The organism is Pseudoclavibacter sp. RFBG4, assembly GCF_002931515.1.
GTDB lineage: Bacteria > Actinomycetota > Actinomycetes > Actinomycetales > Microbacteriaceae > Pseudoclavibacter.
On record NZ_PSYC01000024.1, the window covers coordinates 35,370 to 59,218 of the forward strand.

Consider the following 23,849-nt stretch of genomic DNA (forward strand, 5'->3'; position numbering starts at 1 on the left):
GCGAGCTTTTCCTCGTGCACGGCTATCGCTAGTCTAGAAACGTGGATTTCCCCTGGCCCATACGCATCGGTGAGACCCTCCGGCGACGCCGAATCCACGAGATGCTGGGCGGGCAACAGCAGCAGGGAATATCGACTCCCCGTGGAAACCCGAATATCCTCATCTTCACGGACCCCAAGAAGGGGCAGCGATATGGGTACGACCTCCACGAAGGCCTCCGCGCCGACGGAATTTACGCGTATACGGGTGAAGGAACCCTCGGTAATCAGCAGTTTCTTCGCGGAAACGCAGCCATCATGTCATCTGTGCAAGATGGTCGACTGATCAGGCTCTTCACAGTGCGGGGAGTTGATGTCACCTACGTCGGCGCTTTCACTCTTGCTGACCCGGCGTTCGAGTACCAGGAGATACCGGACGTAGAAGGGGGATCTCGCCGCGGCATCATCTTCCTACTCGCTCCGGTCGACGCGGACGTGGCGAGGCTTATGCCGAGTGGCGTGCCTGATGCTGAGCAAGTCGTCGTCGCTGATTGGGTCATGCCCGAATGGGGAAGCTTCACTGTCGAGCTGCAGCCTCGTGAACTGGAGATATCGAGGGTCGAATTCAATCTCCAGGCAGCATTCGGAACCTGGCTGAAGTCAAAGAACCATGTGGTTCAGTCCATGTCGCTGACAGTCGGAAACGCTCGGATCCGTCCAGACTTCTACGACAGCACTGCGGGCGAAGTCATCGAGGCGAAGAAATCCACCGCTCGCTCGTACGTTCGTACGGCCATCGGGCAGTCGCTCGACTACGCGCACAATGCGCGGCGAGCCGGCTACCCCGTGAAACCGGCGATCCTCATGCCAGGTCGCATGGAAGACGACCTCTCAGAGCTCTGTCGCGAGCTCAACGTTCGGGTCCACACGCGCGTGGGAGAGGGTTTCGTCGAAAGCGAGTGGTGAACGGGGCGTTCCGGCTCAGCCGACGCTCCGTATGAGTGCCCCCACAGTTGGAAGATCTGGTTTCGCCCATTCCAGGGCCGCGAGCTGGCTAATAGGAACCCAGCGCAGAAGATCGTGGTCCGTGCTGCTGCTGGGCGCAGTCTCAAGAGCCTCGACGAGATAGCAGCTGAGGTCGATGGTCACATCTCTCAGTGTCGTCCTCGAACGATCGACAAGTTCCAGAACGTTGACGTGGACGGAGAGCTCCTCTGAGATCTCCCGCGCAAGAGCCGCCTCGGGTGTCTCGCCAGGTTCCACTTTGCCACCGGGGAACTCCCATGATCCGGCCCCACTTTTGTCGGAGCCTCGTCTGCATGCGAGCACGTTTCCATCTTGAAGAAAAACGCCCGCGACGACTGTCATCGTTCTCTCGCGTCCCATAGCCACGCCAGACAGTCTGGTCCAACCTGCGCGCGACGGCTAGTTGTAATGCTCAGGCAGTTGGTTGGTGTGTGACGATTCGCTGTAGGCGAGGAATGAGAGTGAGGACCTCTCGGTGCCTCGTGCCGCTGCTACCACTACGCGCTGTACCAGAGGGGTCCTCGCTCGCTTGATTCGGCCCTCGCATGTCGATGTTCTGACAGTGGACCCAGTCCGCTGCTACGAGCCCGACCGTCCGAGCGCGGAGATCCACGACGGTGAGAAAGTCGCCACCGCGATCGGGGTGTGAAAACGAAACCACGTGTCGTTCATGACTACCGGCCTGCATCCTCGCCTACGGTCATCACCGGCTCGATACCGGAGTCGGAATCGAGAGAGACAAGAGGACGGCTGCGAGTGCATCCCGCGAACGAGCGCTCAGAGGCTTTGCGGGCGCCCTCACGGTCGCCGCAGCAATGATGCCGCGGAGCACGAGTACTTCTTTGTGCACGCTCCAGGCGAGACCGGGTTGCACACCCAAGAGAATCAATGGCAGCAGGGACGCGAAACCGCGGCGTGCTTCGAGATGATTGCCAGCGTTCCACGCATCAAGGACAGGTTTGAGGACATCGACGAATTCGCTCGCAGGCATTGTGCCCGTCGCGCCGCGAGCGTATTCCTCGAGGCAGAGCTGTGCGTTGTTCCCACCCAGAACGGTGAACTCGGGTGTAGCGCAGCTCGCGGCGACAGTGTCGATCTTCTCTGCCGTCGGTGGTGCCTCGACTTTTACGGACGAGATAGCCGTGACTCGGCTCAGCTCCACGATGGTGTCGACTGGGAACTGCACTCCGGTCGGGCCGGGAGCATCCTGCAGCATGACCTCGGACCCCAACTCGCTGCAAGTGTTCGCGACTTCGCCGTAGAAGTCGAGAAGTTGCGGTGGGGTGGGTTTCACCATGAACGGCGGAAGGACCATCAGTACATCGGCGCCCTGCTCTGAGGAGTCTCTCGCCTGTTCGACGGCAGTAACTGTCGACATGGCGTTCACTCCCGCGACGACAGGAACTGCACCATCGGTCACGGCGCGAACTTCTTCGAGGACCAAGCGCCGCTCCGCTGCTGTGAGCGCGAAGGCCTCGCTCGCGTTGCCGTTGACAGCGACTCCGTCGACTCCGCTTTCTAAGCAGAACTCAGTAAGCCTGCGGAGGCTGGGGAGATCGAGCGTGCCGTCGGGATTGAACGGCGTCGCGAGAATGGGAATGAGGCCTTGGGGGGCTGGCATCAGCTGTGTTCCTTTGCGAGTTGGCGGATAAGTGGTTCGTCGATGTCGATTCCCAGGCCGGGGCCGTTCGGTACCCGGAAGCTCGCCCCGTCCGGGAGGAGCGAGGTGGTCAGGATTGATTGGCCAATCTCGGTGCTCGTCGGCTGGTATTCGAAAGCGAGAAGGTCGGGGATAGCGGCGCTGAAGTGGATGCCAGCGGCTAGGAGCACGCCGAGGCCCACTGAATGGTGCGGCGCGGTCGGCAAGTGGCGGGCCGAGCAGACTTCGGCGATGCTGAGAGCCTCGGTGAGGCCCGTGCGCCCGACGTCAGGTTGCGCGAGGTCGAGTGCGCGCTGTGTGGTCCAGCGTTCGAACTCGAATCGGTTGCGTAGCGTTTCTCCGACGGCGATGGGAATGGGGCTGCGCCGAACAAGCTCGCGATGGGCTTGCTCGTCCTCAGGAACAAGCGGAGCTTCGAGGAACCAGCCGCCGAGTGCGCTGAGCCCTTCCGCGAGGCGCAGGCCGTCGTGAGGCGAATAAGCCCAATGGGCGTCGACTGCGATCCGTAGTTGAGGCGCTGCCTCATGGACTGCCGCGACGGTCGCCAGATCGTGGTCAACACCCAGGCCGAGGTGCAGTTTTACGGACCTCATGCCAGCGTCCTGCCATTCGCGGGCGAGTAGCGCGCGGTCGGCGTCGGTTGAGCGTGGGAGGCCGGAGACGTACACGGGAACTTCTTCGCGGAAGGCTCCACCGAGCAGTTCGACGAGCGGAACGTCGTGGAGACGGGCCGCGAGGTCCCAGAGGGCTATGTCTATCGCTGCGAGCGCGTCAGCCTGATGGCCCACGAGGTGTCCTCGCTCACGCATGAGAGAGGTAGTGCGGTTCCAGGCTGGTCGTGGTGCGACGGCACTCATTCCTATGAGTTGGGGCGCGATGAGCCGTCGAATGATCGTGGCCAGAATCTCCGGACCAACTGGTGCGAGCCCTTCTCCCCATCCGGCTGTGCCGTCATCGGCGGTGATCTTGACGAGCACTGTCTCGAAGAGTGGGGAGTACAAGCTCCGCCACGGTTCACGAACGTGGTAGCCAGCGGGCACGCTGGCTCCACCCTGCAAGGCCCCGAGGTAGTTCTCCCGGTGCTGCAGCTTGAGGACGAAGACCTCTACGGACGCAATTCGCATGCATATATCCAATCAGTGGTTGCAGTCATGCACTGTGCGGATTACGCTATCCATTATTGTCGAGGTTGTCTAGCGATGGGAGAAGTCATGGCAGCAGATGGAGCCAATCAGGGGCTTGAGCGGGCTGCATCCGTTCTCGATGCGATAACCCGCTGCGGGCCTTCCCGGGTCGCGGACATCGTGACGGAGACAGGATTGGGACAGTCCACGGTTTCCCGGCTCCTGACCTCGCTCGAGATGCTCGACTACGTCGTGCGCGATCCGGAATCCGGCACGTATCGTCTCGGGTTGATCTTCCTGGCGATGGCCGGTGCCGCGCTCAACGAGCAGTCCGTTTTTCGGCACGCGAGGCAACCCGGTCAGCACCTTGCGGCGTCGCTGGGGCTAGGCGTGAACGTCGCCATCCGTCGGGGTGGGGAGCTCTACTACCTCTCGAATTTCGAGGGTGCGCTCGCGCCGAAGAGCTTCACGCTCATGGGGCATCGCAGTCCTCTGCATTCGACGGCTCTCGGAAAATGCTTGCTCGCAGAGCTATCCGGCGACGAGCGCCGTGCATTGCTGCCTGATCTCGAACCGTTCACCGTGCACACAATCGTCGACCATGAGCGTCTTGATGAGGCAGTCGCGTCCGTGCACCGCAGCGGCTACTCGACGGAACGCGAGGAGTTGGCCCTGGGGCGATCCTGCGTTGCCGCCCCCATCCGCAACTCCGAAGGAGACATTGTGGCCGCGATTTCGATCTCGGGACCCCTCAGCGCGCTTGACCTGACTACTCGCGAGTCGGAGATCGCCCAGCGGGCAATCGAGGTTGCCGATTCCATCAGCACAGCGATGGGCTATCTGGGTCCCCGCGCTTCGACCCAACACCCGCACCGCGCATAGCTGGCTCAGCAATCATCCCCACCTCAGCACACAAGGAAGTGTCGCAGCATGCAACGAACCCGAAGAAACAGCATCCTCTCCCTCACAGCGATCACCGTTCTCGGACTGACCGCCTGCGGCTCCGGTGACACCCCGGATGCCACGGGGCCGATCACCCTGGAGTTCCCGAGCTGGCAGGCCGAAGACCCTGCATTCGGCGCTTGGTGGAGCGAGGTGATCGCCGAATACGAAGCCCAACACTCCGACGTTGATATCGACTTCTACCAGGTCCCGTTCGGCAGCTACGTTGACCAGTTGACGACTCGGTTCGCCGCGAACGACCAACCGGAGATCGTGCACCTGCCTGCGCGCAACGCGTCTGAGTTCGCGAGCCGGGGTTGGCTCGCTCCGTTGGATGCGCACCTTGACGGCACCGATATACCGGAGACGTGGACGCCGCTGCAAACGGAGATGGAGTGGGAAGACAAGTCGTACGGAGTGCTGCTCCTGGGCTATGGCTACACGCTCTACTACAACGCGGATCTCTTGGAGCAGTCCGGAATACCCGTACCGACTACGGGCGAAGAGGTTGTCGCCGCCGCGGAAGCGATAACTGGCAACGGCGTCTACGGATTCGGTGCAACAACCCAGCAGAGTCCAGACAACTACACCGAGCTGATGTCGTTCATCACCGGCAACGGAGGTGCGCTCGCAGACGGGAGCGTGTTTACGGTCGACACTCCTGAGGCTATCGCCGGAATGGAGCAGTATAGGGCCGCGCTGGCGCAGGCACCGGCGGGTATCCAGACGCAGCAGCGCAACGAGCTGTTTCTGAACGGCAACATCGCGATGCTGTTGGACGGGCCCTTTTTTGTTGCAGAGCTCGACGGAGCCGCAGAGAGTGTCGCTGGTTCGCTGAAGACGGCGGCTGCGCCATTCGAGACGATCCCAGGCGGGGTGAGCAACAGTATCCACTTGCCGACGGGCTTGGATGAGCGGACCGAGCAGGCGGCGTGGGAGTTCATCGAGCTCGCGTCGAGCGCTGAGTGGCAGGAACGCTACACGGAGCTCGCGGCGGTGCCTGCACCGCGCGCTGGTTCGATCACCGAAGAAGCCCTAACCGATCGGCCGGAGTTGGAACTCTTCCAGGAGCTCGCGGATGAGGCAGTGAGCATCTACCCGCAGGATGCGCAGCAGCGTGAAGAGTTCACGAGGCTCAGTCAGATCGTGTCGGAGGCGGCCATCACGCTCACGACCACAGACACACCCACGCCTGAGGTCGCAGCTTCCCTGCAGGAACAGTTGGTGCGCGAATTCGGGAGCGGCTCGTGACTGATGTGCGCGAACGGGAGAGCGTGAACGTAGCGCCTGACCGACAACCGCGGTCGCGACCCGCGACGAAGACTGGTCGGCAGGCTTCTCCGACTCGTCGACGGGATGGACTGTTTGCCTACTCGACGCTGACGCCAACGCTGGTCGTGGTTGGCCTGCTTATGGCGTACCCGTTCTATGTCGCCATCGACCTGTCGTTCAGGGGCGGTCGCGTGCAGTCGTTGGACGATGTCGGCTCCTTGCCGTTGACGTTCGACAATTACGTGCAGATCCTTACCGATCCTCAACTGCTCGGCGACCTCGGACGGTCCGTCGTCTACACGCTTGGAGTGCTCATCCCGGCGTTCCTCATCGGACTCGCATTGGCGCTCTTGTTGAATCGCAGTTTCCCGGGGCGCAGGATCTTCCGGCCGCTCGTGCTGCTGCCGTGGGCCGTGCCCGGCATCGCAGTCAGCGCCGCATTCGCATGGATGCTGGATGCGTCGTACGGCATCGTGAACGCCATCCTCCGCAATCTGGGCATCATTCAGGAGAACATTGCCTGGTTGGCCGACCCGGATTCGGCAATGCTGGCGGTTATCATTCCGACTGTCTGGAAGTACTACCCGTTCTTCACTCTCGTATTGCTGGCCGCGCTGCAGAGCGTGCCGGGAGAGCTGTACGAGGCTGCCCAACTCGATGGTGCGAAGTCCAGGCAGCAATTTCGCTACGTCACTTGGCCTGCCGTGCGCACTGCGTCGGCGCTTTCCATCGTCATCACGGCTATCGGCATCTTCCGGGAGTTCGATTTCATCTACCCGCTGACCGGAGGCGGGCCGAACAACGCCACGCAGACGCTGGCGATCCGCATCTACAACGAAGCATTTCAGTACTTCCAGCTCGGGCTCGCTGCGGCCCTTGGGGTCATCACGATGCTCATCGCTACGGCAGTGCTCGCATTCTTCATGCGCTCGCTGCGCACTCAGAGTTAGGAACGCAGCATGCGTCAACTTTCACGCCCTCAGCGATACGGGCTGCTTGCGATCGCTCTCGTCGCGAGCGGGATCCTTCTGTTTCCCATCTACTGGATGGTCATGACGTCCCTCGTGCCGTCTCGGAGTCTCCTGACGGAGAACCCGCCACTTTTCCCTGCGTTGGACGAGGTCTCGTTCGACGCGTATACGGAGGTCATCACGGGCCGCCCGATCTTGACGTGGCTCGGGAACTCCGCGCTGTCGACGCTCGGCGCCGCCGTCGTGTCCACCGTCGTGAGCACGCTGGGCGGATACAGTCTGTCGCGATTCCGCACGCGAGGGCAGCAGGCGATGGGGTTCAGCCTCCTCGTGAGCCGGGTGCTGCCGGGCACCCTGCTTATTATCCCGTTGTTCATGGTGTTCGCCACGACACATCTCATCAACAACTTGTGGTCGGTCATCCTCGTGAATATCGCGGCGACGGTGCCATTCACGACTTGGCTCATGAAGGGCTTTATCGATTCGGTCCCGGTTGAAATCGAGCAGGCTGCCATGATCGACGGATGCTCGAGGCTCGAAGCGCTCCGGCTCGTCGTCCTTCCAGTGCTCCTGCCCGGCATCGCCGCAACATTCACCTACGCCGCTATCCTGACCTGGGGGGACTTCTTGTTCGCGCGCACATTGATGTCAAACCCTGACGGATGGACCATCACAGTCGGTATCGCTTCATTCATCGGCGAGTTCAGCGTCGACTGGTCGGGCCTCATGGCAACTGGGCTTCTGTCGACAATCCCGATGGTCATTCTCTTTCTCTTCCTCGAACCCTTCCTCGCGAAAGGTATGACAGCCGGAGCCGTCAAGGGGTAGATGGGTTCGCAACTTATGTGACGCTGACGGTGACGGAGGCGACGTGCCCAGATGTGTTTTCACGCACGGACGCTTCCCGCAAAGTTTGGCGCGGGTATGGGCACGTCGGCCAGCGTAGGAACGGCATTGTGGGCAGGAGGATCGGGTCGCACTTTCGATGAAGCTGCGGGTGCACGCGGGCACTCGTCGATTCGGGTGGCGCTCGGGAGCAGGGGCCGGAACCGTGATGAGTGAAAGCGTCCAAGCTGTGCTGCGACAGCGGGAACGTCTGGTCCGCCCCACTCCAGGTCGTTGACCTCCTCGACGGAAGCCCACCGAAAGGGATCGTGGGGCGGTGCTGCTATGCCGATCTACGTCCTGAGCCGTGACCACATCACAGGCGAGATCGATTGCGACATCTTCCAACGCGGTCTTCGAGCCATCGAACAGCTCCGCTGCGTCGGTGCGAGTTGCCATAGCTAGCTTTCGGACAATCGAGCGCCAAGACTCTCCCGATCTACTACTTACGCCCCGAGGTTCACCCGCGACAGGAACTCCACCGTCTCGGGCCGCTGCGGGCTCGTGAAGAACTGCTCGGGCGCGGCGCGTTCGATGAGCACACCGTCCTTGAGGAACACGATCTGGTCGGCGACGCGGCGCGCGAAGCTCATCTCGTGCGTCGCCATCAGGATCGTGGCGCCCTGCTCCTTCAACTCGAGCACCACATCCAGCACCTCACCCACCAACTGCGGGTCGAGCGCGCTCGTGATCTCGTCCAAAAGCAGGACCTTCGGCTCCGTCATGATGGCCCGGGCGATCGCAACCCGCTGCTGCTGACCACCCGACAGGCGATCCGGGTAACTCGTCGCATGCGCACCCAGGCCCACGCGCTCGAGGATGGCCGTGCCCCGCGCCGCCGCCTCAGCCCGCGGCGTCTTGTGCACCTTCCTGGCAGCGAGCGTCACGTTGTCGAGCACCGTCATGTGCGGGAACAGGTTGAAATGCTGGAACACCACGCCGATGCGGCTCCGCACCGCGTCCCCGTTCGCGCGCGGGTCGGAGATGTCCTCGCCATCGAGGAAGATCTGCCCGTCATCGACCCGCTCGATCAGGTTGATCGTCTTCAGCAGCGTCGACTTGCCCGAACCGCTCGACCCCACCAGCACGATCACCTGATGCGGCAGCACGGAAAGATCGATGCCGCGCAGCACCTGCACGTCACCGAACTGCTTGTGCACGCCCCGAACCTCCAGGACCGGCTTCAGATCGCCCGCGGTGCCAGCGGATGCAGCGGTGCCCGCGGCGGCGGGCTCGTCGTCGTATGCGTACACGTCGCTCATACCGTGCCCCCGATCTGCTCACGCTTCTGCGCCCGGGCCGTGTACCAATCCGTGAGACGGATCATCGGCAGGCTGATCAGCACGAACAGCAGACCCGCGACCACGTACGGCGTGTAGTTGTAGGTGAGCGCCGTCTCGATCTGCGCCGCCCGAACCGCATCCACCGCACCCAGGATCGAGATGAGGCCGACGTCCTTCTGCATGGAGATGAAGTCGTTCATGAGAGCCGGCGTCACCTTCCGCACACCCTGCGGCATCACCACCAGGCGCAGCGTGGCAGCGTGCGAGAGGCCAAGCGAACGCGCGGCCACGCGCTGCGTCGGATGCACCGACTCCATACCCGCCCGAAGCACCTCGGCGACATACGCCGAGTAGACGAGCACAAGCGCGAGGGTGCCCCAGACGGCCGCATCCACGCGAGGGAAGATGCCCAGCGCCGGAACGCCGATGCCCACCAGGTAGAGCACGATGATGATCGGCATGCCCCGGAACAGGTCCGTGTACACGGTCGCGACGGCACGCAACGGGAAGAAGACCGGACCGCGAAGCGTGCGGATGACCGCCAGCAGCGTCGCGAAGATCGCCACCCCCACCACGGCGACGGCCAGCACGCGGATGTTCAACCACAGGCCCTCGAGCACCGTCGGCAGCACCTCGATCGCGTAGTCCAGATCGAAGAACGTCTTCGACACCGCCGCCCAGCCAGGCGTGTTGATGAGCGTCGCCCAGACGATGACCGCGAACGCGAGCGTCGAGACGAGCGCCACCAGCACCGAACGCTGCGACTGACGTCGGCGGAACGCGCGCCGCTCGAGCTCGATCGCACTCGGCGACCAAGGCTCCGCGGCCGCGGCGCTCGCCGACACGTCGGCGGTTGGAGGAGGGACCTGCGACACGGGCTACTTCAGCGTCGGAACGTCAACCGACGTCTCGAGCCACTCGGTCTCGAGCTCGCCGAGCTTGCCGTTGTCACGCAGCGCATCCACGGCGGCCGTGACCGGCGCCGTCAGCGCAGAGTCCTTCGGCAGCACGATGCCGAACTCGTCGCCACCCTCGGTCGAGTCGAACTGGCCGATGATCTTGCCATCCTCGAGCTCCACCCCGGTGAGGTAGAACGCCGTCGGCAGGTCGGTGACCAGCGCATCGATCTGGCCGCTCTTCAGCGCCAGCACGGTGTCCTCGTTCGAGTTGAAGACCTCGGGATCCTTGCCGAGCGCATCCTTCGCGACCGAGTAGCTCGTCGATGCCGCGGCCACACCCACCTTGGCGTCCGCGAAATCGGCGATCGACGCAGCACCGGCGACGCTCGACCCCTCGGTCGTGATGATCGCCTGCGTCGTCGTGTAGTACGGCGACGAGAAGTCGACGGCGTTCTTCCGCTCCTCGGAGATCGTGAACTGCTGCAGGTTCAGATCGAAGTCCTTCGGCCCCGGCGCGACGGCGCTGTCGAAGGTGGTGCGCACCCACTCCACATCCTCCGGCGCGTACCCCAGCTCCTCGGCAACCGCCAGCGCGACGGCGGCCTCGAAGCCCTCGCCCGTCTCCGGCGCGTTGTCGATGACCCACGGGTAGTACGCCGGCTCGCCCGTCGCGATCGTCAGCTTGCCCGGCGTGAGCGTCTGCAGCCCGTCACCCTCGGCAGCCGGCTCAGTCGTGGACGTGCCGGAGCACGCGGAAAGCGCGAACAGCGCGGCGATGACGCCAGCGGCAGCAGCGCCCTTGCGGATGCGGGAGGAGAGAGTCATGACAAGCCTTTCGTTCACTGCTGAAGATAGGGGAAGGCGCACGCAGGCACGCGCCCATTACGCCTGGTTGCGGGCAAGGCAGGCTCACGCCTCGTGATCGTCGACCAGCGTGAAATCGTCGAAGCTGAAACCGGGGGAGACGAGGCAGCTCACGAGCACCTCCTCCTCGCCCGGCAGCGTGCGCTGCCAGTGCCCGGCGGGGACAAGCGCCTGTGCGTGCCGAAGGTCGAGCGTGACGGGTTCGCGGGCATCCGGCGCCGACCCGTTGCCGCCGAGCTGCAGCTCGAGCGAGCCTGGGCCGTGCCACATCCAGATCTCGTCGCTCGTCACGAGGTGCCAGGCCGACGACTCGCCAGGCGGGAGCAGGAAGTGGATGAGCGTGGCCGCGGGCCGCTCGCCGTTCGGGGTCTGCAGGCGGTCGCCCGATGTCCACGTGCGGCGATACCAGCCGCCCTCGGGGTGCGGCTCGAGGCCCAGCTCCCTGGCGCGCGCGGGCACGGCGGACGGGTCGCGCGCATCCGCATCCTGGCGCCCCTGCGCAGCTGACCCTTCGGCTGCAGGCGCCTGCGTCTCGCCTTGCTGCTGCTCTGCGTTTCCCTGCTCAGCCACGTGAAGCCTCCAGTTCAGTGTTGTCGGCGGCCCAGACGAGCTCGCCGCCGATCATGGTCGCGGACGCCCGGCCTGCCCCTGCCTCGGCGAGCGCGACGATACCGTCAGCCACCGACACCACGGGCACGTCGAAGAACGCCAGGTCGGCGCGCGCCCCCACGGCGAGGTACCCGGTGCGGTCAGGACCGAGGTCGAGGCCCAGCGCGTGCGCCCCGCCGAGCGTCGCCGCCGACAGGATCCGCTCGTGCAGGTCGTCGCCCCGATACCCCTGCGAGCGCGCCACCTCGACAAGCGTCGCGACGTCGTGCATGAGGTCGAGCGACGGGCTCGACGACAGCGAGTCAGTGCCGATCGCGATCGGGCTGCCCTCCACGAGGTACTCGGCGACCGGGGGCGCATCGAGGCCGATGACCTCGTTCGACCGCGGGCACAGGGCGACGCTCGTGCCGCGCTTGCGCAGCAGCGCCCGGTCAGATGCCGTCATGTACACGCCGTGCGCGACGTGGCAGTCGGGGCCCAGCACGCCGAGCTGGTCGACGAACTCGGTCGCGCTCATCCCGAAGCCCGCCGAGCGCATCGCCCGGAAGCTCTCGAGCTTCACCATCTGCCATGGCTCGCCGTCGACGCCGCTGCCATCGCGCTCGCCCTCGAACGCGGCCTCGCCCAGGTGCAGGTGCGTGCGCAGCCCGCGCTGGCGCACGATGTCGGGGATATCGAGCAGGGGAATCGCGTCGAGCGAATACGGCGCGTGCGGGGAAAGACCGGCGCCGGGCGTGGTGGGGATGCGATCGAGCTCCTCCACGATGAGCTGACGGCCCCGCTCCTGCCAGTCCTCGTTGGTCCAGCTCATCACCTCCCAGTAGGTGATGCCGTGCAGTCCAGACTCGTGCAGCACGGGGATCGCCGTCGGGTCGGTGACGATATCGGCGACGCTGGTCGTGCCCGCGCGAAGCAGGCTCTGCGCGCCCGCCATGGCGTCGGCGTACCAGTCGTGGGGGAGCACGTAGTCGCGGTTGAAGGCCTCGGCCCAATCCTCGAAGCCGTTGTACTGGCGTTGACCGACCGCGGCCATGCCGGTGTACTGCAGGTGCGAGTGCGCGTTGACAAGCCCCGGCATCAGGATGCCGTCGTGGTGCACCTCCCGCGCCACGACGCCCCGCTCGGCGAGCGACTCCGTCACCCAGGCCCGCTCGCCGACATGCACGATCTTGCCGCCGCGCACCGCGACCGCGCCGCCCAGGATCGGTGGCGCGGTGATCGGAATGACCAGCGTCGCCGTATAGACCATGACGTCGTTCGCCGAGGTCGTCGCTGCGTTCTGCACGGGCGCTCCAGTCATGCGTTCGGGAATCTGGTGGGGTGCCAGGCGGGCTTCTGGCTCTCGCCCTCGGTCTGGCTCCTGCGCCGGTTCCGGGCCGTCGGCTCGGGGCGGGTTTCGAACTCGGGCTCGGCCTCCGCGAGTTCCGGACTTCTCTGCCCGACGTCGGCACCGAGGATCCCGGCCGCGATGACCTCGTCGGCGCTTGGGGGCAGCGGATGCACGCCCGGCTCCCGCACATCGCAGCGCGCCAGCATGCCGGCGGCCGTGAGCTGCGCCGCGAACGAGAGGTCCATGATCTGCACCGGGTTGCCCTCCGCGGCGGTGATGTTGATGCAGCCGCCACGATCGAGGACAAGTGCCGGGGAGTCTGAGCCGGAGCCGGAGCCGGACGCAGCCGCGGACGCCGCGTCGTCACCGGCCCGGTCGCCGTGCTCGGCCCCGGGCCAGAGCACCGCGTCGACCTTCCACGCCCGCGATTCCAGACGCGCACCCAGCGACTGCGCGTCGCCGAGCGCGATCTCGTCGAGCACGCCGCCCGCGACGGCGAACGCCGTGCCGGGGCCCGCCGTGCGCAGGTGGGCGGCGGTGATCGTCTGCGGCTCACCGGTCGCGGAGATGACGACGTGGGCGGTGCCCACCGTGTCCTCGAGGGGCGCCGTGTCGTAGCCGGCGTACCGCGCCTCGAGCGCCCGCACCGGGTCGAGCTCGCACACCGTGACCACCGCCCCAAGCGCCGACGCGTGCTGCGCGACCCCCACCCCGACCGGACCGAACCCGACCACCGCGACCCGTGCATCCGCGAAGCCCCTGCCGAGCTGATCGAGGAGGTCGGCGATCGCGAACACGCACGACTGGCCCGTGCCGTACCGGTTGTCGAAGCGGGTCTTGACGCGGGCGTCATTGACGGCGAGCACGGGGATGCGCAGCGCATCGCCCATGGCGTGCAGCGGGCGGAGGCCGCTTGTGGTCTCCTCGGCAGCGCCGAGCAGCTCGACACCGTCGTGGGCCGCGAGGCGGATGAGGTGCGAGCCGTCGTCGAGCAGGAACTCGTGCCCCTCGGCGAGATAGGCGCGTGCGTTCGCGAGCTGCCCGTCGGCGTCCGCGCCAGAACCGGCGTGGACGGCGAACCCGCGAGCCCTGAGAGCATCGGCGACGGCGTCGTCGGTCTCGTCGCTGTGCGCGTAGAGCGACACCTGCGCCCCGGCCTCGGCGAGCAGCAGCGAGAGCACGGCCGTCTTCGGCTCGAGCACCATGCTCACCCCGAAGCGACGCCCCCGCAGCGCCCCCTCTGCCGCGAGCGACGCGGCCACCCTCGACGAGGCTGGCATGAAACGGCGAGCCCAGTCGAGGCGCAAGTCGGCGTCACGGGCGGCCGCGTCGGAGCCAGGTTCGAGCGCCTCGGCCCGTCGGCGAGTGAAGTCGAGTCGCGCAGTGAACGGGTCTCGGCCCAGAGTCGCGGGGTCGAGCCGAAGCATGTCGAGGCCGCGGCCGTCGGCGAGGCGGTAGCGGCGCGAGGGCGGCCGCGTCGCGAGCTCTGCGAGGCCGCGTGCCTCCAGTGCGGTTGCAAGAGCCCCGTCGTCGCTCGCGTCGACCACGATCGCCCCGTCGCGGAACGGCAGACCGTCCGTCGCGGCAGCAGCTTGCGACGGCCTGTCGTCGCCGGCGGTCAGGAAGACGTAATCGGCCCGGTCGGGCTCGCTCGAGACCCCGCCGAGCGCACGCAGCAGGCTGCGGAGCGCGCCGGCCAGCTCGCCCGCACCAGCGACGTGGATGCGCTGCCCGGCGACCACCAGGTTCGTGGCGGCAGCGAAGGCGCGCACAAGCCGCTCGGCAGTCAAGGACGCGTCATTCACGGCGCAAGTCTAGAGACAGTGTGCGACCGACTCGGAGCACACTGCGGGATTTCGTCACAGCCCGTTATCGCCGGCACCAGCTCGACTTCTCCGCGCGGCGACGGCAGGCTACTCGACGGGCAGAGGGTGGCCGACCGCTTTCCCCGCGCGCAATCGTTCCGTAAAGGTCCGGATCTGCGCGGTCAAGTTCGGGTACGAGCCCTCAATGGGCTGCTCAGTAGCGACTGCGGCCAGAATCTCATCGAGCGTCTCGTTGACAAGTCGCTCTGCACCGCGGAGTCCCCATGACGTGAGCTCGGACACGACATCCGAACGCTCCATCAGGTGATGCTCGTAGCGACCGTTCACAGCCAACGCGAGTCGACCATCCACCCCAGCCTGATGAGCTTGCGGCACCACGTCGTACGCGGGGGCCAGACGCGTGCGACCGTTGACGGGGTGCAGCAGCCCAAGGTTCTTGGTGTGCAAGTCCAGGTTGCCGACGGCGACGCTGAGCACGAGCACCCGCGCCAGCAGGACCAGATCGTTCGAACGCGACTGGCCACGCAGCGCCTGGGCGACACGCTTCAAACTCGTGACGCCGCCCAGCTCCTGGTACTTCTGATTGCCCGACGCTCCGAGAACCTGGCTGAAATCCTCCTGGTGGATGCGCGCCCCATCGACCCGGTCGAACCTCTCGACAACAAGCGCCGGCAAGCCATCGAATTCGGCGACCGTCGTCGAGAAGGATGCAAGCCCAAGCCGCCGCGCCAGTCGCGCACCGTACTCCTCGTCGAAGATCACCGTCGGGTTCGCCGACAGCCTCGGCTTCAGGATGTGCGTCGACGGGTAGCCACCGAAAGCCTGGCTCCACTGCGCCCCGCCCATCGCCGATGCTGTCGCGGCCAACACGATCTTGGGCTGCACGCCTGCCAGTGACGATTTGCCGACCTCGGCGAGGTTCCCAAGTGATGCGGACAGCGGGTTCTCAGGGAGTGCCCGAATCTGGCTGTCGTCGACCGGACTCGTGCCAGGCGCACGAGGCTCCGTCGGATCGTCCACATCCCAGAGCTGCACCGCACCCGCCACGTCGCGCCCATAGCGAGCGAGGAACCCCAAGACATCTCCGGGACGAAGGCCCGCCTGAGTCCGCAGGTACTCGTACTGATCGCCCTCCGGTAAGAGCTCTGCGAACCAGTTTCGACGTCTGCCCGCCTTCGCCCGGGTCTGGCGAGCGACCAGCGGGAGCTCGACCCCGAGAATGCTGCTGTTTGTTCCAAACTCGGCGATGCCGGCCGTGGACGCAACGAAGTCGAACGACCGAGAGTCATCGCCCTCGAGGTCCCCGACGACGACGCCGTAGAGCTCCACCGCCAAGCGCATCAGCGCGGCCCGGTCGGCTCGTCGGCTCGCTGCTCCCAGCTCGCAGACAACTCGATATCCAGCTCGTGCATCAGATCGAACAGTCTCCGCAGGTAGATCGTCGTCTTCCCGCTCTCGATCTCGCTCACCGCACTCTGCGACAGCTGCAGACGCTCGGCGAGCTCAGCCTGGCTCAGACCTGCTTCGAGGCGCGCCTGCTGCACCGCCAAGCCGAAATCGGCAGGCGCATGCAGTCGAGCACGAGCAACCATGATGAACTCCCATTTGAATATTCAGATACTACTCGAGTATCTGAATATTCAGATGGAAGTCGCCTATCTGGATAATCCGATACGCCTACGCGTCGACGACCCCCGTGAAGCGAGTCCCGATGCCATACGAGAACTCCCGGGTCGTTCCGGCGGCAGGCTCCGGCAACTCGTCGAGATCATGGTTGTCGCACGACACATACGTGAACTCCGGCCACCACTTCTTGGGCCGCACCTTCTCCACCGTCCCGCACACCTCGCACGTCAGCGTCGCCCACACCGGGCGCTTGCCCGTGCGGTTCGCCCGCGACTGCGCCAGCCACGCCGGCGGGTTCGCGTCCAGCTCGGCCAACGCCTCCTCGGCGATGTACGGGGGCAGGCCGTTCCGCTTCGCCATCTCCAGAGGGATGTCGAGGCGGATCGCTGCATCATGTCGGCTGAGCTTCATCCCGCCAGCCTAGAGCGCAGGCGCGCCGGCGGAGTCCGCGGCCGGGTCCTCGGCAGGGTTCGCGGCCGTGTTCGCTGCCGGCAGCGGAGCGAGGTACCTGGCCAGGCTGTCGTCGAGTTCATCCACCCACTTCGTGTGGTGCGTGGATGCGATCGTGCCCGTCATCACGGAACGGTAGGCGCGGTCGCGGTACCCCATGATGTCCTCCGCCTTGTCGTGCTTCCACTCGAGGAAGATCTCCACGACCTCATCGAGGTCGAACATGGGGTAGTCGGTGGCCTCGATGAGGTCACGCACGTAGTCGGCCTGGAAGCGGATCTCATCCGCGGCCCCACCGATCGCGTGGAAGCGCTCGAGCCACGCCTCGATGTCGGCCCGGCGCGCATCCACGCTCGGCAGCACGACGTCGCCCAGGATCACGTCGCGCACGAACCAGGCCTGCGCGTCGAACATGTTGAACGTGAACCACTGGTCCTGCGCGCCCAGGTAGAAGAGGTGCGGGTTCTGCTCCCACACCACACCCTTGTAGAGGCCCTCCGGGTACACGTTGTTGGGGGAGTCGAGCGCCAGCTCGCTCGGCAGGAACGGGTACTTGTGCAGGTAGCCCGTGCAGAGGACAACCGCGTCGAAGTCCTTCTCCGTGCCGTCCGCGAAGTGCGCGGTCGAGCCGTCGAACCGCGTCACGAGCGGGCGCTCCTCGAAGCCGAGCGGCCAGTCGTAGCCCATCGGCGCCGTCCGGTAGCTCGCGGTCACCGAGCTCGCACCCATCTTGTGGGCCTGGCTGCCGATGTCCTCCGCCGAATAGCTCGAGCCGATGACCAGCACGTCCTTGCCCCGCAGGTTCTCGGCGCCGCGGAACTCGTGCGCGTGGCTCACCTGGCCGGGGAACGTCTCGAGGCCCTCGAACGTCGGCATCTTCGGGAACGAGAAGTGTCCGGATCCCACGACGATGCGGTCGAACACCTCACGGCTCGTCTTCTTCGACTCCAGGTCCTCGCTCACGAGCGTGAACTGCTGCGTCGCCTCGTCGAAGTCGACCCAGCGCACAACCGTGTTGAAGCGCACGTGCTTGCGCACCCCTGCGCGCTCGACGCGGCCCGAGATGTAATCCCACAGCGCCGGTCGCGGCGGGTACGAGGAGATGGGGCGGCCGAAGTGCTCGTCGAAGCTGTAGTCAGCGAACTCGAGCGCCTCCTTCGGGCCGTTCGACCAGAGGTTGCGATACATGCTCGAGTGGACGGGCTCGCCGTGCTCGTCCAGGCCGGTCATCCACGTGTAGTTCCACTGGCCGCCCCAATCCGCTTGCTTCTCGAAGCAGACGATCTCAGGGATCTCCCGCCCCTGCTCTGCCGCCGACTCGAACGCTCGAAGCTGTGCCATGCCGCTCGGGCCCGCACCGATGATCGCAATTCTCATGTTCTGTTGTTCCCTGGTTCTGTATGTCTGGTCGAGTTACGTATGACGCTGTACTGACCACCAGGTTAACAAGTCGTGTTCTCGTCGCCGCCGTTGGCGAAGCGGATGCGCCGCTCAGGGCATGCAGACGGCGCTGTCCTCTTCGAGGTCGGTGCTCGATGAGTCGTAACCGCCGGTCTGAACCGAAGCGGCGACGATGGCTGTCCCCATCGTCGAGAACGTGTACGTCGTCGTGACGAGCGGGGTCGGCTTTGCGGGTGCCTCCGTGTCGAGTCCGTAGACCGCGCCGTAGTCGGGCAGCTCGGGGAGCTCCAGCTTCTCGGTGTCCGTCTTCAGCGTCAGCTCGTGCTCGTCGGCGAACGCCTGCATGGAGGACGCAGTCCAGCCCTCCTGGCTGCGGGTCGCATCCAGCGCCGGCTTCAGCTCGGTCTCGCACCGCTCAGCCAGCGTCGAACGGAAGACGAGCGTGCCCCCGAAGATCGTGGCCGCAATCGCCAGCAGGCAGAACACGACGCCGCCGAACCTGATGTAGCCGAGGTACGCGTCGCTCCAGTTCGGCTCGCGGTCGCGGAACATCCACCGCTGGCCCGTCGATGCGGCAGCCGCCGGCCAACCGGCCTGCCACACCCCGAGCACGGCGAAGAGTGCGGCGACGGCGAAGATCGGGAAGAAGTCCATGAGGGCTGATGCTAGACCCGAAGCGGGGTGTCAAGCGCGCTCCGTGAACGCCAGGTCACCGCGTCTTCACGCCCCGCTCAGCAGGCGCATGGCATGCTCGCGAACTGGTTCAGCCCGACGACCGCGAAGATGACGCCGGTGATGAGGAACACGGGCGCCCCCAGGATGCCGCACCAGAAACTCGGCGCCTGCTTCTCGCTCGGCAGGAAGAAGGTGGCGATCGCCACCGCGATCGCCCACAGCGACACCGGGGCCAGGAACGGCTGCTCGAACACCCAGATCATCGGCACCCAGTGCAGGCCCACGATGAGCAGCATGACGGGCGCCATGAGCTCGCCCTTCTTCTTCCGCAGCAGGATGATCGCGGCGATGAGGCCGCCGACGACCTCGACTGCCACCATGACGATGTAGACCGTGAACGGCACGGAGTCGACCCGCAGGGCCGTCGCGCTCGTCCAGTTCCTGATGGCCGTCGGCAGCGTGATGCCGACGAGTGCGACACCGGCGAGGCTCAGCACCCCGAAGACGATGCGCCAGGCCCAATGTCGGGGCCGCTCCTGCGCCCACCCCGCCCACACGAAGGTCGCGAAGCCGAACAGGGACGCAGTGAAGATGACATCTCTCGGGAATTCGACGGACAGCATGCGCACCCCTTCATCGTTCATCGATGTGCGGCTCAGCCTAGGGGAGCGAACCGCCACGGGGCGGGGGAGAAGTGCCCCGCCTCCTCGTCAGATGAGGTCGCGGATCGCCCCGTAGCTCGCATCCACGTCGTGCAGCCAGAACGGGTGACCGACCTCGGGGAGCTGACGCACCTGCCACCCCAGAGCCTCGAGCTCGGCGGGCATCGGGGCGGGAACCACGGCCTTCCCCTCGGCGGAGAGCACGATCGTGGATGGCACGACCGGGACGGCAGGCGTGTACGGGCCATGCGCGACCTGATCGAAGATGCCCACCGTCATCTTCCCGTCGAAGCGCTTCTTCGCCCGAGCGTTCAGCGCCCGCGTCTCTGCCGAGTACCGCTTGGTGTCATTCGTGCCCGTCGCGGCGCCCGCCAGCATCACGAGCGGCAGCGTCACTCCGGACAGCGCCCAGAACACGCGCGCTCCGACTCCCTCGCTTGGCAGTCCGAGCTTGAACCCCGGATCGAGGTAGATGGCCCGTCCGGGGCGAAGCCGGGGCACCGCCCGCACGAGCAGGGCACCGCCCAGCGAATGCCCGACCGCGCTGTGCAGATCGTGCGGAAGCGTCTCGATCAGGTCATCGACGAACTCCTCGAGTCGGTAGCTCTCGGCCCGCGGGCTCTCGCCGTGGCCCCGCAGATCGACGGCGATGGCCGTGTACTCGCCAGACTCGGCGATGCGCCCGGCCAGCGAGCCCCACAGCTCGGCGCTCGCACCGATGCCGTGCACCAGCGCCACCTTCTTCGGGCCGTCGCCGGTGGTGATCGTGTGCAGCTTCATGCATCCGCTCCAGTGCTCGTGTCCGAATCGCCACCCACGCTACGCGTGCCCGCTGTTACTCTGAGCGCGTGTCGGAACCCGGGGTCTTCCTCATACCGGCCCTCGCAGTGCTGGCTCCCCTCTTCACGCGCAGCATCTCGCGCTGGGTCAAGGTGCCCATCGTCGTGTTCGAGCTCCTCCTGGGCATCGCCGTCGGGCCGAGCTTCCTCGGCTGGGTCGACAAATCGGACCTGCTCGACTGGCTCTCCGAGTTCGGCCTCGCCGCCCTCTTCTTCGTCGCCGGCAACGAGATCCGCTTCCGCAGCCTCGGCGGCGGTCCGCTCGCCCGGGCATCGCTCGCCTGGGTCGCAAGCCTCGTCATGGGGCTCGCGGCCGGCTTCCTCATCGCGCCGGGGGAGGCGGCCGTCATCATCGCGATCGCCCTCAGTTCGACCGCGCTCGGCACGCTCATCCCCATCCTCCGCGACGCGGGGGAACTCGGCTCGCCCTTCGGCAAGGCGACGACCGCGATGGGAGCGGTCGGCGAGTTCGGGCCCCTCGTCGCGATCTCGATCTTCCTCGGCACCCGCTCCCCGGGCGTCTCCACGCTCGTGCTCGCGCTGTTCGTCGTCATCACGGGCATCGCGATCTTCGTGGCCGTGCGCATGCAGCACGGGCACCTGCATCGACTCGTGAGCGCGAGCCTCCACACCTCAGGTCAGTTCGCGGTGCGCGTCGTCATCTTCACGCTCGCCTGCCTCGTCGCCCTCAGTGCGATGCTCGACCTGGACATCCTCCTTGGCGCCTTCGCCGCCGGAGTCATGTGGCAGATCATCATGCGCAGCGCGCCGGAGGCCGACCGTGAGCAGGTCGAGAGCAAGATCGAAGCGATCGCCTTCGGCTTCCTCGTGCCCCTCTTCTTCATCTACACGGGCGTCACCTTCAACCTCGATGCGCTCCTCGGCAGCCAGCTCGCGCTCATCCTGCTGCCGGTGTTCCTCATCCTGCTGCTGGCGATCAGAGGCCTGCCCGCCCAGCTCGTCGCGCCCCGTGGCGCGGGCAACCGCGAACGGGCGGGCATCGGCCTCCTCAGCGCGACAGCACTGCCCATCATCGTCGCGGTGACCGCGATCGGCGTCGACCAGAAGGTCCTCGACCCCGGCCTCGCGTCGTCGCTCGTCGGGGCGGGAATGCTCTCCGTGCTGCTCTTCCCCATCCTCGGCATGGCGCTGCGGCCAGCGGACGCGAAGCGGCACGAGAGCGCGAACGTCTGACCCGGCGGGATTGCTGATGGGATGCGGCGGGATTGCTGCCGGGACGCGGCGGGATTGCTGCCGGAACTCGGGAGTTCGACCGAACCGTCTGGGGGTGGCCGCCGTCAGGTGCGGCGTCCGTCAGAGACGGCGCTCGTGTCGCGAGGTCAGCGCGGCGCTCGGAAGGCCGTGATGTTCGCGGAGTTCCAGCGCAGCGCATCCCACTCGCCGTGGAACGTCAGCACGGTGATCCCCGAGGTGGGGTAGCCGTGTCGGATCTCCCGAGCCAGCTCCGAGTCCTTGTCGGCGGCCAGCGCGATCGCAGTGCCCGAGACGGTCGGCTCGTGGCCGATGACCAGCAACGTCTGCACCTCGGCATCGGTCTCCTTGACCTGTTCGAGGTAGTCGTCCTCGCCGCCCATGTAGAGGGTGCTCGGGAACTCGGCGGGAGCGAGGATCTCGGCGGTCTCGAGCGTCTGCCGCGTGCGTGCGGCTGGCGAGCAGAGCACCTTGTCGACCTTCGGCGCGTTCGCGCGCAGCCAGTCGCCGGCCTGCGCGGCTTCCTGCACGCCCCGGTCGGCGAGCGAGCGCTGGCGGTCGTCGATCGTCATCGGATGCTCGGCCTTGGCATGGCGGAGAAGGATCAGAGTGCGGGGCATGTGGCCAGCCTAGAGAACGAGATGGGCAACGCGTCGAAGGCTGACCGCGTCGGTGGCTTTCGCGAGCTGCATGGGTCGGCAGTGCCTGGTTCGCCAAGCGATCGCACCCCGCGCATCCGCTTTATATCTTTGATATCTGCGGATGCGCGCGGCGCGACGCCGTGCGGGCTGCCCCGGCTGTCAGGCCTTGACGAACTTCAGAAGCGCCGCGTTGACTTCCTCGGTGTGGGTCCACAGGAGTCCGTGCGGGGCGCCGTCGACCTCGACGTACTCGGCCTCCGGGAACGCCGCGTGGAACGGGCGCCCCGTCGCGTCGATCGGCAGGATGTTGTCGCTCGTGCCGTGCAGGATGAGCGACGGCTTGCCGCTCGCGCGCACCGCCGCGACGTCCTCGCGGAAGTCCTCGATCCACGTCGGCACCACGGCATAGGCGGCGACCGGCGCCGACTGGGTGGCCGTCGTCCAGTTCGCGTCGGCGACCTCCTGGCTGATGCGCGAGCCAAGGTTCTCGTCGAGGTTGTAGAAGTCCTTGTAGAAGTTCGTGAACCAGGCGAAGCGGTCGGCTTTCGCGTTGTCGGAGATGCCGTCGAAGACCTCCTGCGGAACGCCCGTGGGGTTGTCGTCGCGCTGCACGAGGAACGGCTCGAGCGAGGCGAGGAAAGCCAGCTTCGCAACGCGGTCGTGGCCGTGCTTGCCCACGTACCGCGCGAGCTCGCCGGTGCCCATCGAGAAGCCGACCAGGATCACGTCGCGCAGGTCGAGGGTCTCGAGCACCACGTTCAGGTCGTTCGCGAACGTGTCGTAGTCGTAGCCCTCGGTCACCTTGCTCGACTCGCCGAAGCCGCGGCGGTCGTACGTGATGACGCGGTAGCCAGCGGCCAGCAGCTCTCGCGTCTGCCGCTCCCAGCTCGCCCCGTTCAGGGGGTAGCCGTGGATGAGGACCACCGGCTGCCCCGCGCCGTGGTCCTCGTAGTAGAGCTCGATGTCCGTGCTGTTCTGCGTCCCGACCTTGATGTAGCCCATGGCGGTGCTCCCTTCATCGTGGCGAATGCGACCGGCCCCGAGACGAGATCGTGCGGCGAGGCGTCGCGGAGACAATCCAAGGACACGCGCCTGACCGCGAACCGAGACTGTGACGCCGGAAGGCTCCGAGCGTCGCCGTCTTGAGTGCGGAGGCGAGAGCCTCCGCAGGCGGGGCTGTGGTCGGGGTTGTGGTCGAGGCGAGTCAGGCCCTCTGCGCGGCGCGGAGGTCACCTGCCGGCGGGAACGGCAGCAGGTACTCGTTGTGCGGCACGGTCATGTCGCCCCAGTCCTCGCGCTTCACGCGGATGCGGACCGCCGACACCTCCGTGATGCGCACCCGAGTCCAGTGGCCGTCATCGAGGCGCAGCTCGTAGGCGTCGGCAAGGTAGCCGATGCCGGTCTCCTCCAGGAGGGTCTCGGCCGCCAGCCAGTCGATGGCGTCGGAGCGCTCACGCCCGAGCAGGTCGATGACGACGAAGCCGTCGCCGCGAGGGCACATCCACCCGAGAAGCTCGCCGTCTCCTCGTCGATGCTCGATCCATTCGCTGGGTGCAGTCATGCGTCGATGCTAGCCAGCCGCCGTAGACGGTTGGCGAGGTGTGGATAACTTCTGCGCGAATTCTCGGAGGCCACTACGTTGACGCCCATGCGTTCAGGGGAGAGAAGCAGACG

The 23,849-nt window shown here is 66.1% G+C and carries 25 protein-coding genes; 6 read left to right on the top strand and 19 right to left on the bottom strand.

What is annotated here, in order from left to right; genetic code table 11:
* Positions 1-41: 41 nt before the first annotated feature.
* The gene (locus tag C5E10_RS07175) at positions 42-944 is read left to right on the top strand and encodes a hypothetical protein (RefSeq protein WP_146080189.1); all 903 of its coding nucleotides are present in this window, start codon (positions 42-44) and stop codon (positions 942-944) included.
* A 15-nt stretch (positions 945-959) separates the two neighbouring features.
* Here C5E10_RS07175 and C5E10_RS07180 read toward each other — a convergent pair whose 3' ends face one another.
* The 3 genes from C5E10_RS07180 to C5E10_RS07190 form a co-directional block, all read right to left on the bottom strand.
* Positions 960-1,364, bottom strand: coding sequence for a (deoxy)nucleoside triphosphate pyrophosphohydrolase (locus C5E10_RS07180; protein WP_258071056.1), 405 nt, complete (start codon positions 1,362-1,364; stop codon positions 960-962).
* Positions 1,365-1,707: 343 nt separating this feature from the next.
* Positions 1,708-2,625: a dihydrodipicolinate synthase family protein gene (locus C5E10_RS07185; protein ID WP_104331059.1), complete on the bottom strand. Its 918-nt coding sequence runs from the start codon at positions 2,623-2,625 to the stop codon at positions 1,708-1,710.
* On the bottom strand, positions 2,625-3,788 hold the full coding sequence (locus tag C5E10_RS07190) for a mandelate racemase/muconate lactonizing enzyme family protein (RefSeq protein ID WP_104331060.1): 1,164 nt from the start codon (positions 3,786-3,788) through the stop codon (positions 2,625-2,627). The genes C5E10_RS07185 and C5E10_RS07190 overlap by 1 nt, the downstream gene beginning before the upstream one ends.
* An 87-nt stretch (positions 3,789-3,875) precedes the next feature.
* Here C5E10_RS07190 and C5E10_RS07195 point away from each other — a divergent pair, with 87 nt between their 5' ends.
* The 4 genes from C5E10_RS07195 (at position 3,876) to C5E10_RS07210 (ending at position 7,801) form a co-directional block, all read left to right on the top strand.
* Entirely contained in the window at positions 3,876-4,670 is a 795-nt protein-coding gene (locus C5E10_RS07195; RefSeq protein ID WP_104331365.1) for an IclR family transcriptional regulator, read from the top strand.
* Positions 4,671-4,718: 48 nt separating this feature from the next.
* A complete protein-coding gene (locus C5E10_RS07200) occupies positions 4,719-5,981 on the top strand; it encodes an ABC transporter substrate-binding protein (RefSeq protein WP_104331061.1) in 1,263 nt (420 codons plus the stop codon).
* A complete protein-coding gene (locus C5E10_RS07205; RefSeq protein WP_146080190.1) occupies positions 5,978-6,952 on the top strand; it encodes a carbohydrate ABC transporter permease in 975 nt (324 codons plus the stop codon). Before C5E10_RS07200 ends, C5E10_RS07205 begins: the two co-directional genes overlap by 4 nt.
* A 102-nt stretch (positions 6,953-7,054) precedes the next feature.
* A complete protein-coding gene (locus C5E10_RS07210; RefSeq protein WP_181062683.1) occupies positions 7,055-7,801 on the top strand; it encodes a carbohydrate ABC transporter permease in 747 nt (248 codons plus the stop codon).
* A 503-nt stretch (positions 7,802-8,304) separates the two neighbouring features.
* Here the strand turns inward: C5E10_RS07210 and C5E10_RS07215 are convergent.
* From C5E10_RS07215 to C5E10_RS07275, 13 genes are all read right to left on the bottom strand, one after another.
* On the bottom strand, positions 8,305-9,120 hold the full coding sequence (locus C5E10_RS07215) for an amino acid ABC transporter ATP-binding protein (RefSeq protein ID WP_104331064.1): 816 nt from the start codon (positions 9,118-9,120) through the stop codon (positions 8,305-8,307).
* On the bottom strand, positions 9,117-10,016 hold the full coding sequence (locus tag C5E10_RS07220; protein ID WP_374953490.1) for an amino acid ABC transporter permease: 900 nt from the start codon (positions 10,014-10,016) through the stop codon (positions 9,117-9,119). Before C5E10_RS07220 ends, C5E10_RS07215 begins: the two co-directional genes overlap by 4 nt.
* 3 nt (positions 10,017-10,019) lie before the next feature.
* The gene (locus tag C5E10_RS07225; protein ID WP_104331065.1) at positions 10,020-10,865 is read right to left on the bottom strand and encodes an ABC transporter substrate-binding protein; all 846 of its coding nucleotides are present in this window, start codon (positions 10,863-10,865) and stop codon (positions 10,020-10,022) included.
* A gap of 84 nt (positions 10,866-10,949) precedes the next feature.
* Complete coding sequence (locus C5E10_RS07230; protein WP_258071032.1) at positions 10,950-11,474, bottom strand: cupin domain-containing protein; 525 nt, start codon at positions 11,472-11,474, stop codon at positions 10,950-10,952.
* A complete protein-coding gene (locus tag C5E10_RS07235) occupies positions 11,467-12,813 on the bottom strand; it encodes an amidohydrolase family protein (RefSeq protein ID WP_258071033.1) in 1,347 nt (448 codons plus the stop codon). The genes C5E10_RS07230 and C5E10_RS07235 overlap by 8 nt, the downstream gene beginning before the upstream one ends.
* On the bottom strand, positions 12,810-14,648 hold the full coding sequence (locus C5E10_RS07240; RefSeq protein WP_146080191.1) for an adenosylhomocysteinase: 1,839 nt from the start codon (positions 14,646-14,648) through the stop codon (positions 12,810-12,812). Before C5E10_RS07240 ends, C5E10_RS07235 begins: the two co-directional genes overlap by 4 nt.
* 108 nt (positions 14,649-14,756) lie before the next feature.
* The gene (locus C5E10_RS07245) at positions 14,757-16,010 is read right to left on the bottom strand and encodes a type II toxin-antitoxin system HipA family toxin (protein WP_104331067.1); all 1,254 of its coding nucleotides are present in this window, start codon (positions 16,008-16,010) and stop codon (positions 14,757-14,759) included.
* On the bottom strand, positions 16,010-16,261 hold the full coding sequence (locus tag C5E10_RS07250; protein ID WP_104331068.1) for a helix-turn-helix transcriptional regulator: 252 nt from the start codon (positions 16,259-16,261) through the stop codon (positions 16,010-16,012). Before C5E10_RS07250 ends, C5E10_RS07245 begins: the two co-directional genes overlap by 1 nt.
* A gap of 85 nt (positions 16,262-16,346) precedes the next feature.
* Complete coding sequence (locus C5E10_RS07255) at positions 16,347-16,706, bottom strand: hypothetical protein (RefSeq protein ID WP_104241063.1); 360 nt, start codon at positions 16,704-16,706, stop codon at positions 16,347-16,349.
* Between the two features lie 9 nt (positions 16,707-16,715).
* Complete coding sequence (locus C5E10_RS07260; protein WP_104331069.1) at positions 16,716-18,122, bottom strand: FAD-dependent oxidoreductase; 1,407 nt, start codon at positions 18,120-18,122, stop codon at positions 16,716-16,718.
* Positions 18,123-18,236: 114 nt separating this feature from the next.
* Positions 18,237-18,800 (bottom strand): hypothetical protein, encoded by a 564-nt coding sequence (locus tag C5E10_RS07265; protein WP_104331070.1) that lies wholly within the window; start codon positions 18,798-18,800, stop codon positions 18,237-18,239.
* A 77-nt stretch (positions 18,801-18,877) separates the two neighbouring features.
* The gene (locus tag C5E10_RS07270; RefSeq protein ID WP_181062684.1) at positions 18,878-19,465 is read right to left on the bottom strand and encodes a hypothetical protein; all 588 of its coding nucleotides are present in this window, start codon (positions 19,463-19,465) and stop codon (positions 18,878-18,880) included.
* A gap of 66 nt (positions 19,466-19,531) precedes the next feature.
* Positions 19,532-20,263: an alpha/beta hydrolase gene (locus C5E10_RS07275; RefSeq protein WP_104331072.1), complete on the bottom strand. Its 732-nt coding sequence runs from the start codon at positions 20,261-20,263 to the stop codon at positions 19,532-19,534.
* Between the two features lie 68 nt (positions 20,264-20,331).
* On the opposite strand from C5E10_RS07275, the gene C5E10_RS07280 reads away from it, so the two are divergent.
* Positions 20,332-21,516 (top strand): cation:proton antiporter, encoded by a 1,185-nt coding sequence (locus C5E10_RS07280; protein WP_104331073.1) that lies wholly within the window; start codon positions 20,332-20,334, stop codon positions 21,514-21,516.
* Positions 21,517-21,662: 146 nt separating this feature from the next.
* Here C5E10_RS07280 and C5E10_RS07285 read toward each other — a convergent pair whose 3' ends face one another.
* The 3 genes from C5E10_RS07285 to C5E10_RS07295 form a co-directional block, all read right to left on the bottom strand.
* Complete coding sequence (locus C5E10_RS07285) at positions 21,663-22,154, bottom strand: histidine phosphatase family protein (RefSeq protein ID WP_104331074.1); 492 nt, start codon at positions 22,152-22,154, stop codon at positions 21,663-21,665.
* A 180-nt stretch (positions 22,155-22,334) separates the two neighbouring features.
* Complete coding sequence (locus tag C5E10_RS07290; RefSeq protein ID WP_104331075.1) at positions 22,335-23,177, bottom strand: alpha/beta fold hydrolase; 843 nt, start codon at positions 23,175-23,177, stop codon at positions 22,335-22,337.
* Between the two features lie 202 nt (positions 23,178-23,379).
* Positions 23,380-23,736 carry a hypothetical protein gene (locus tag C5E10_RS07295; protein ID WP_104331076.1) on the bottom strand — a complete coding sequence of 119 codons (357 nt, stop codon included), beginning with the start codon at positions 23,734-23,736 and terminating at the stop codon, positions 23,380-23,382.
* Positions 23,737-23,849: the final 113 nt, after the last annotated feature.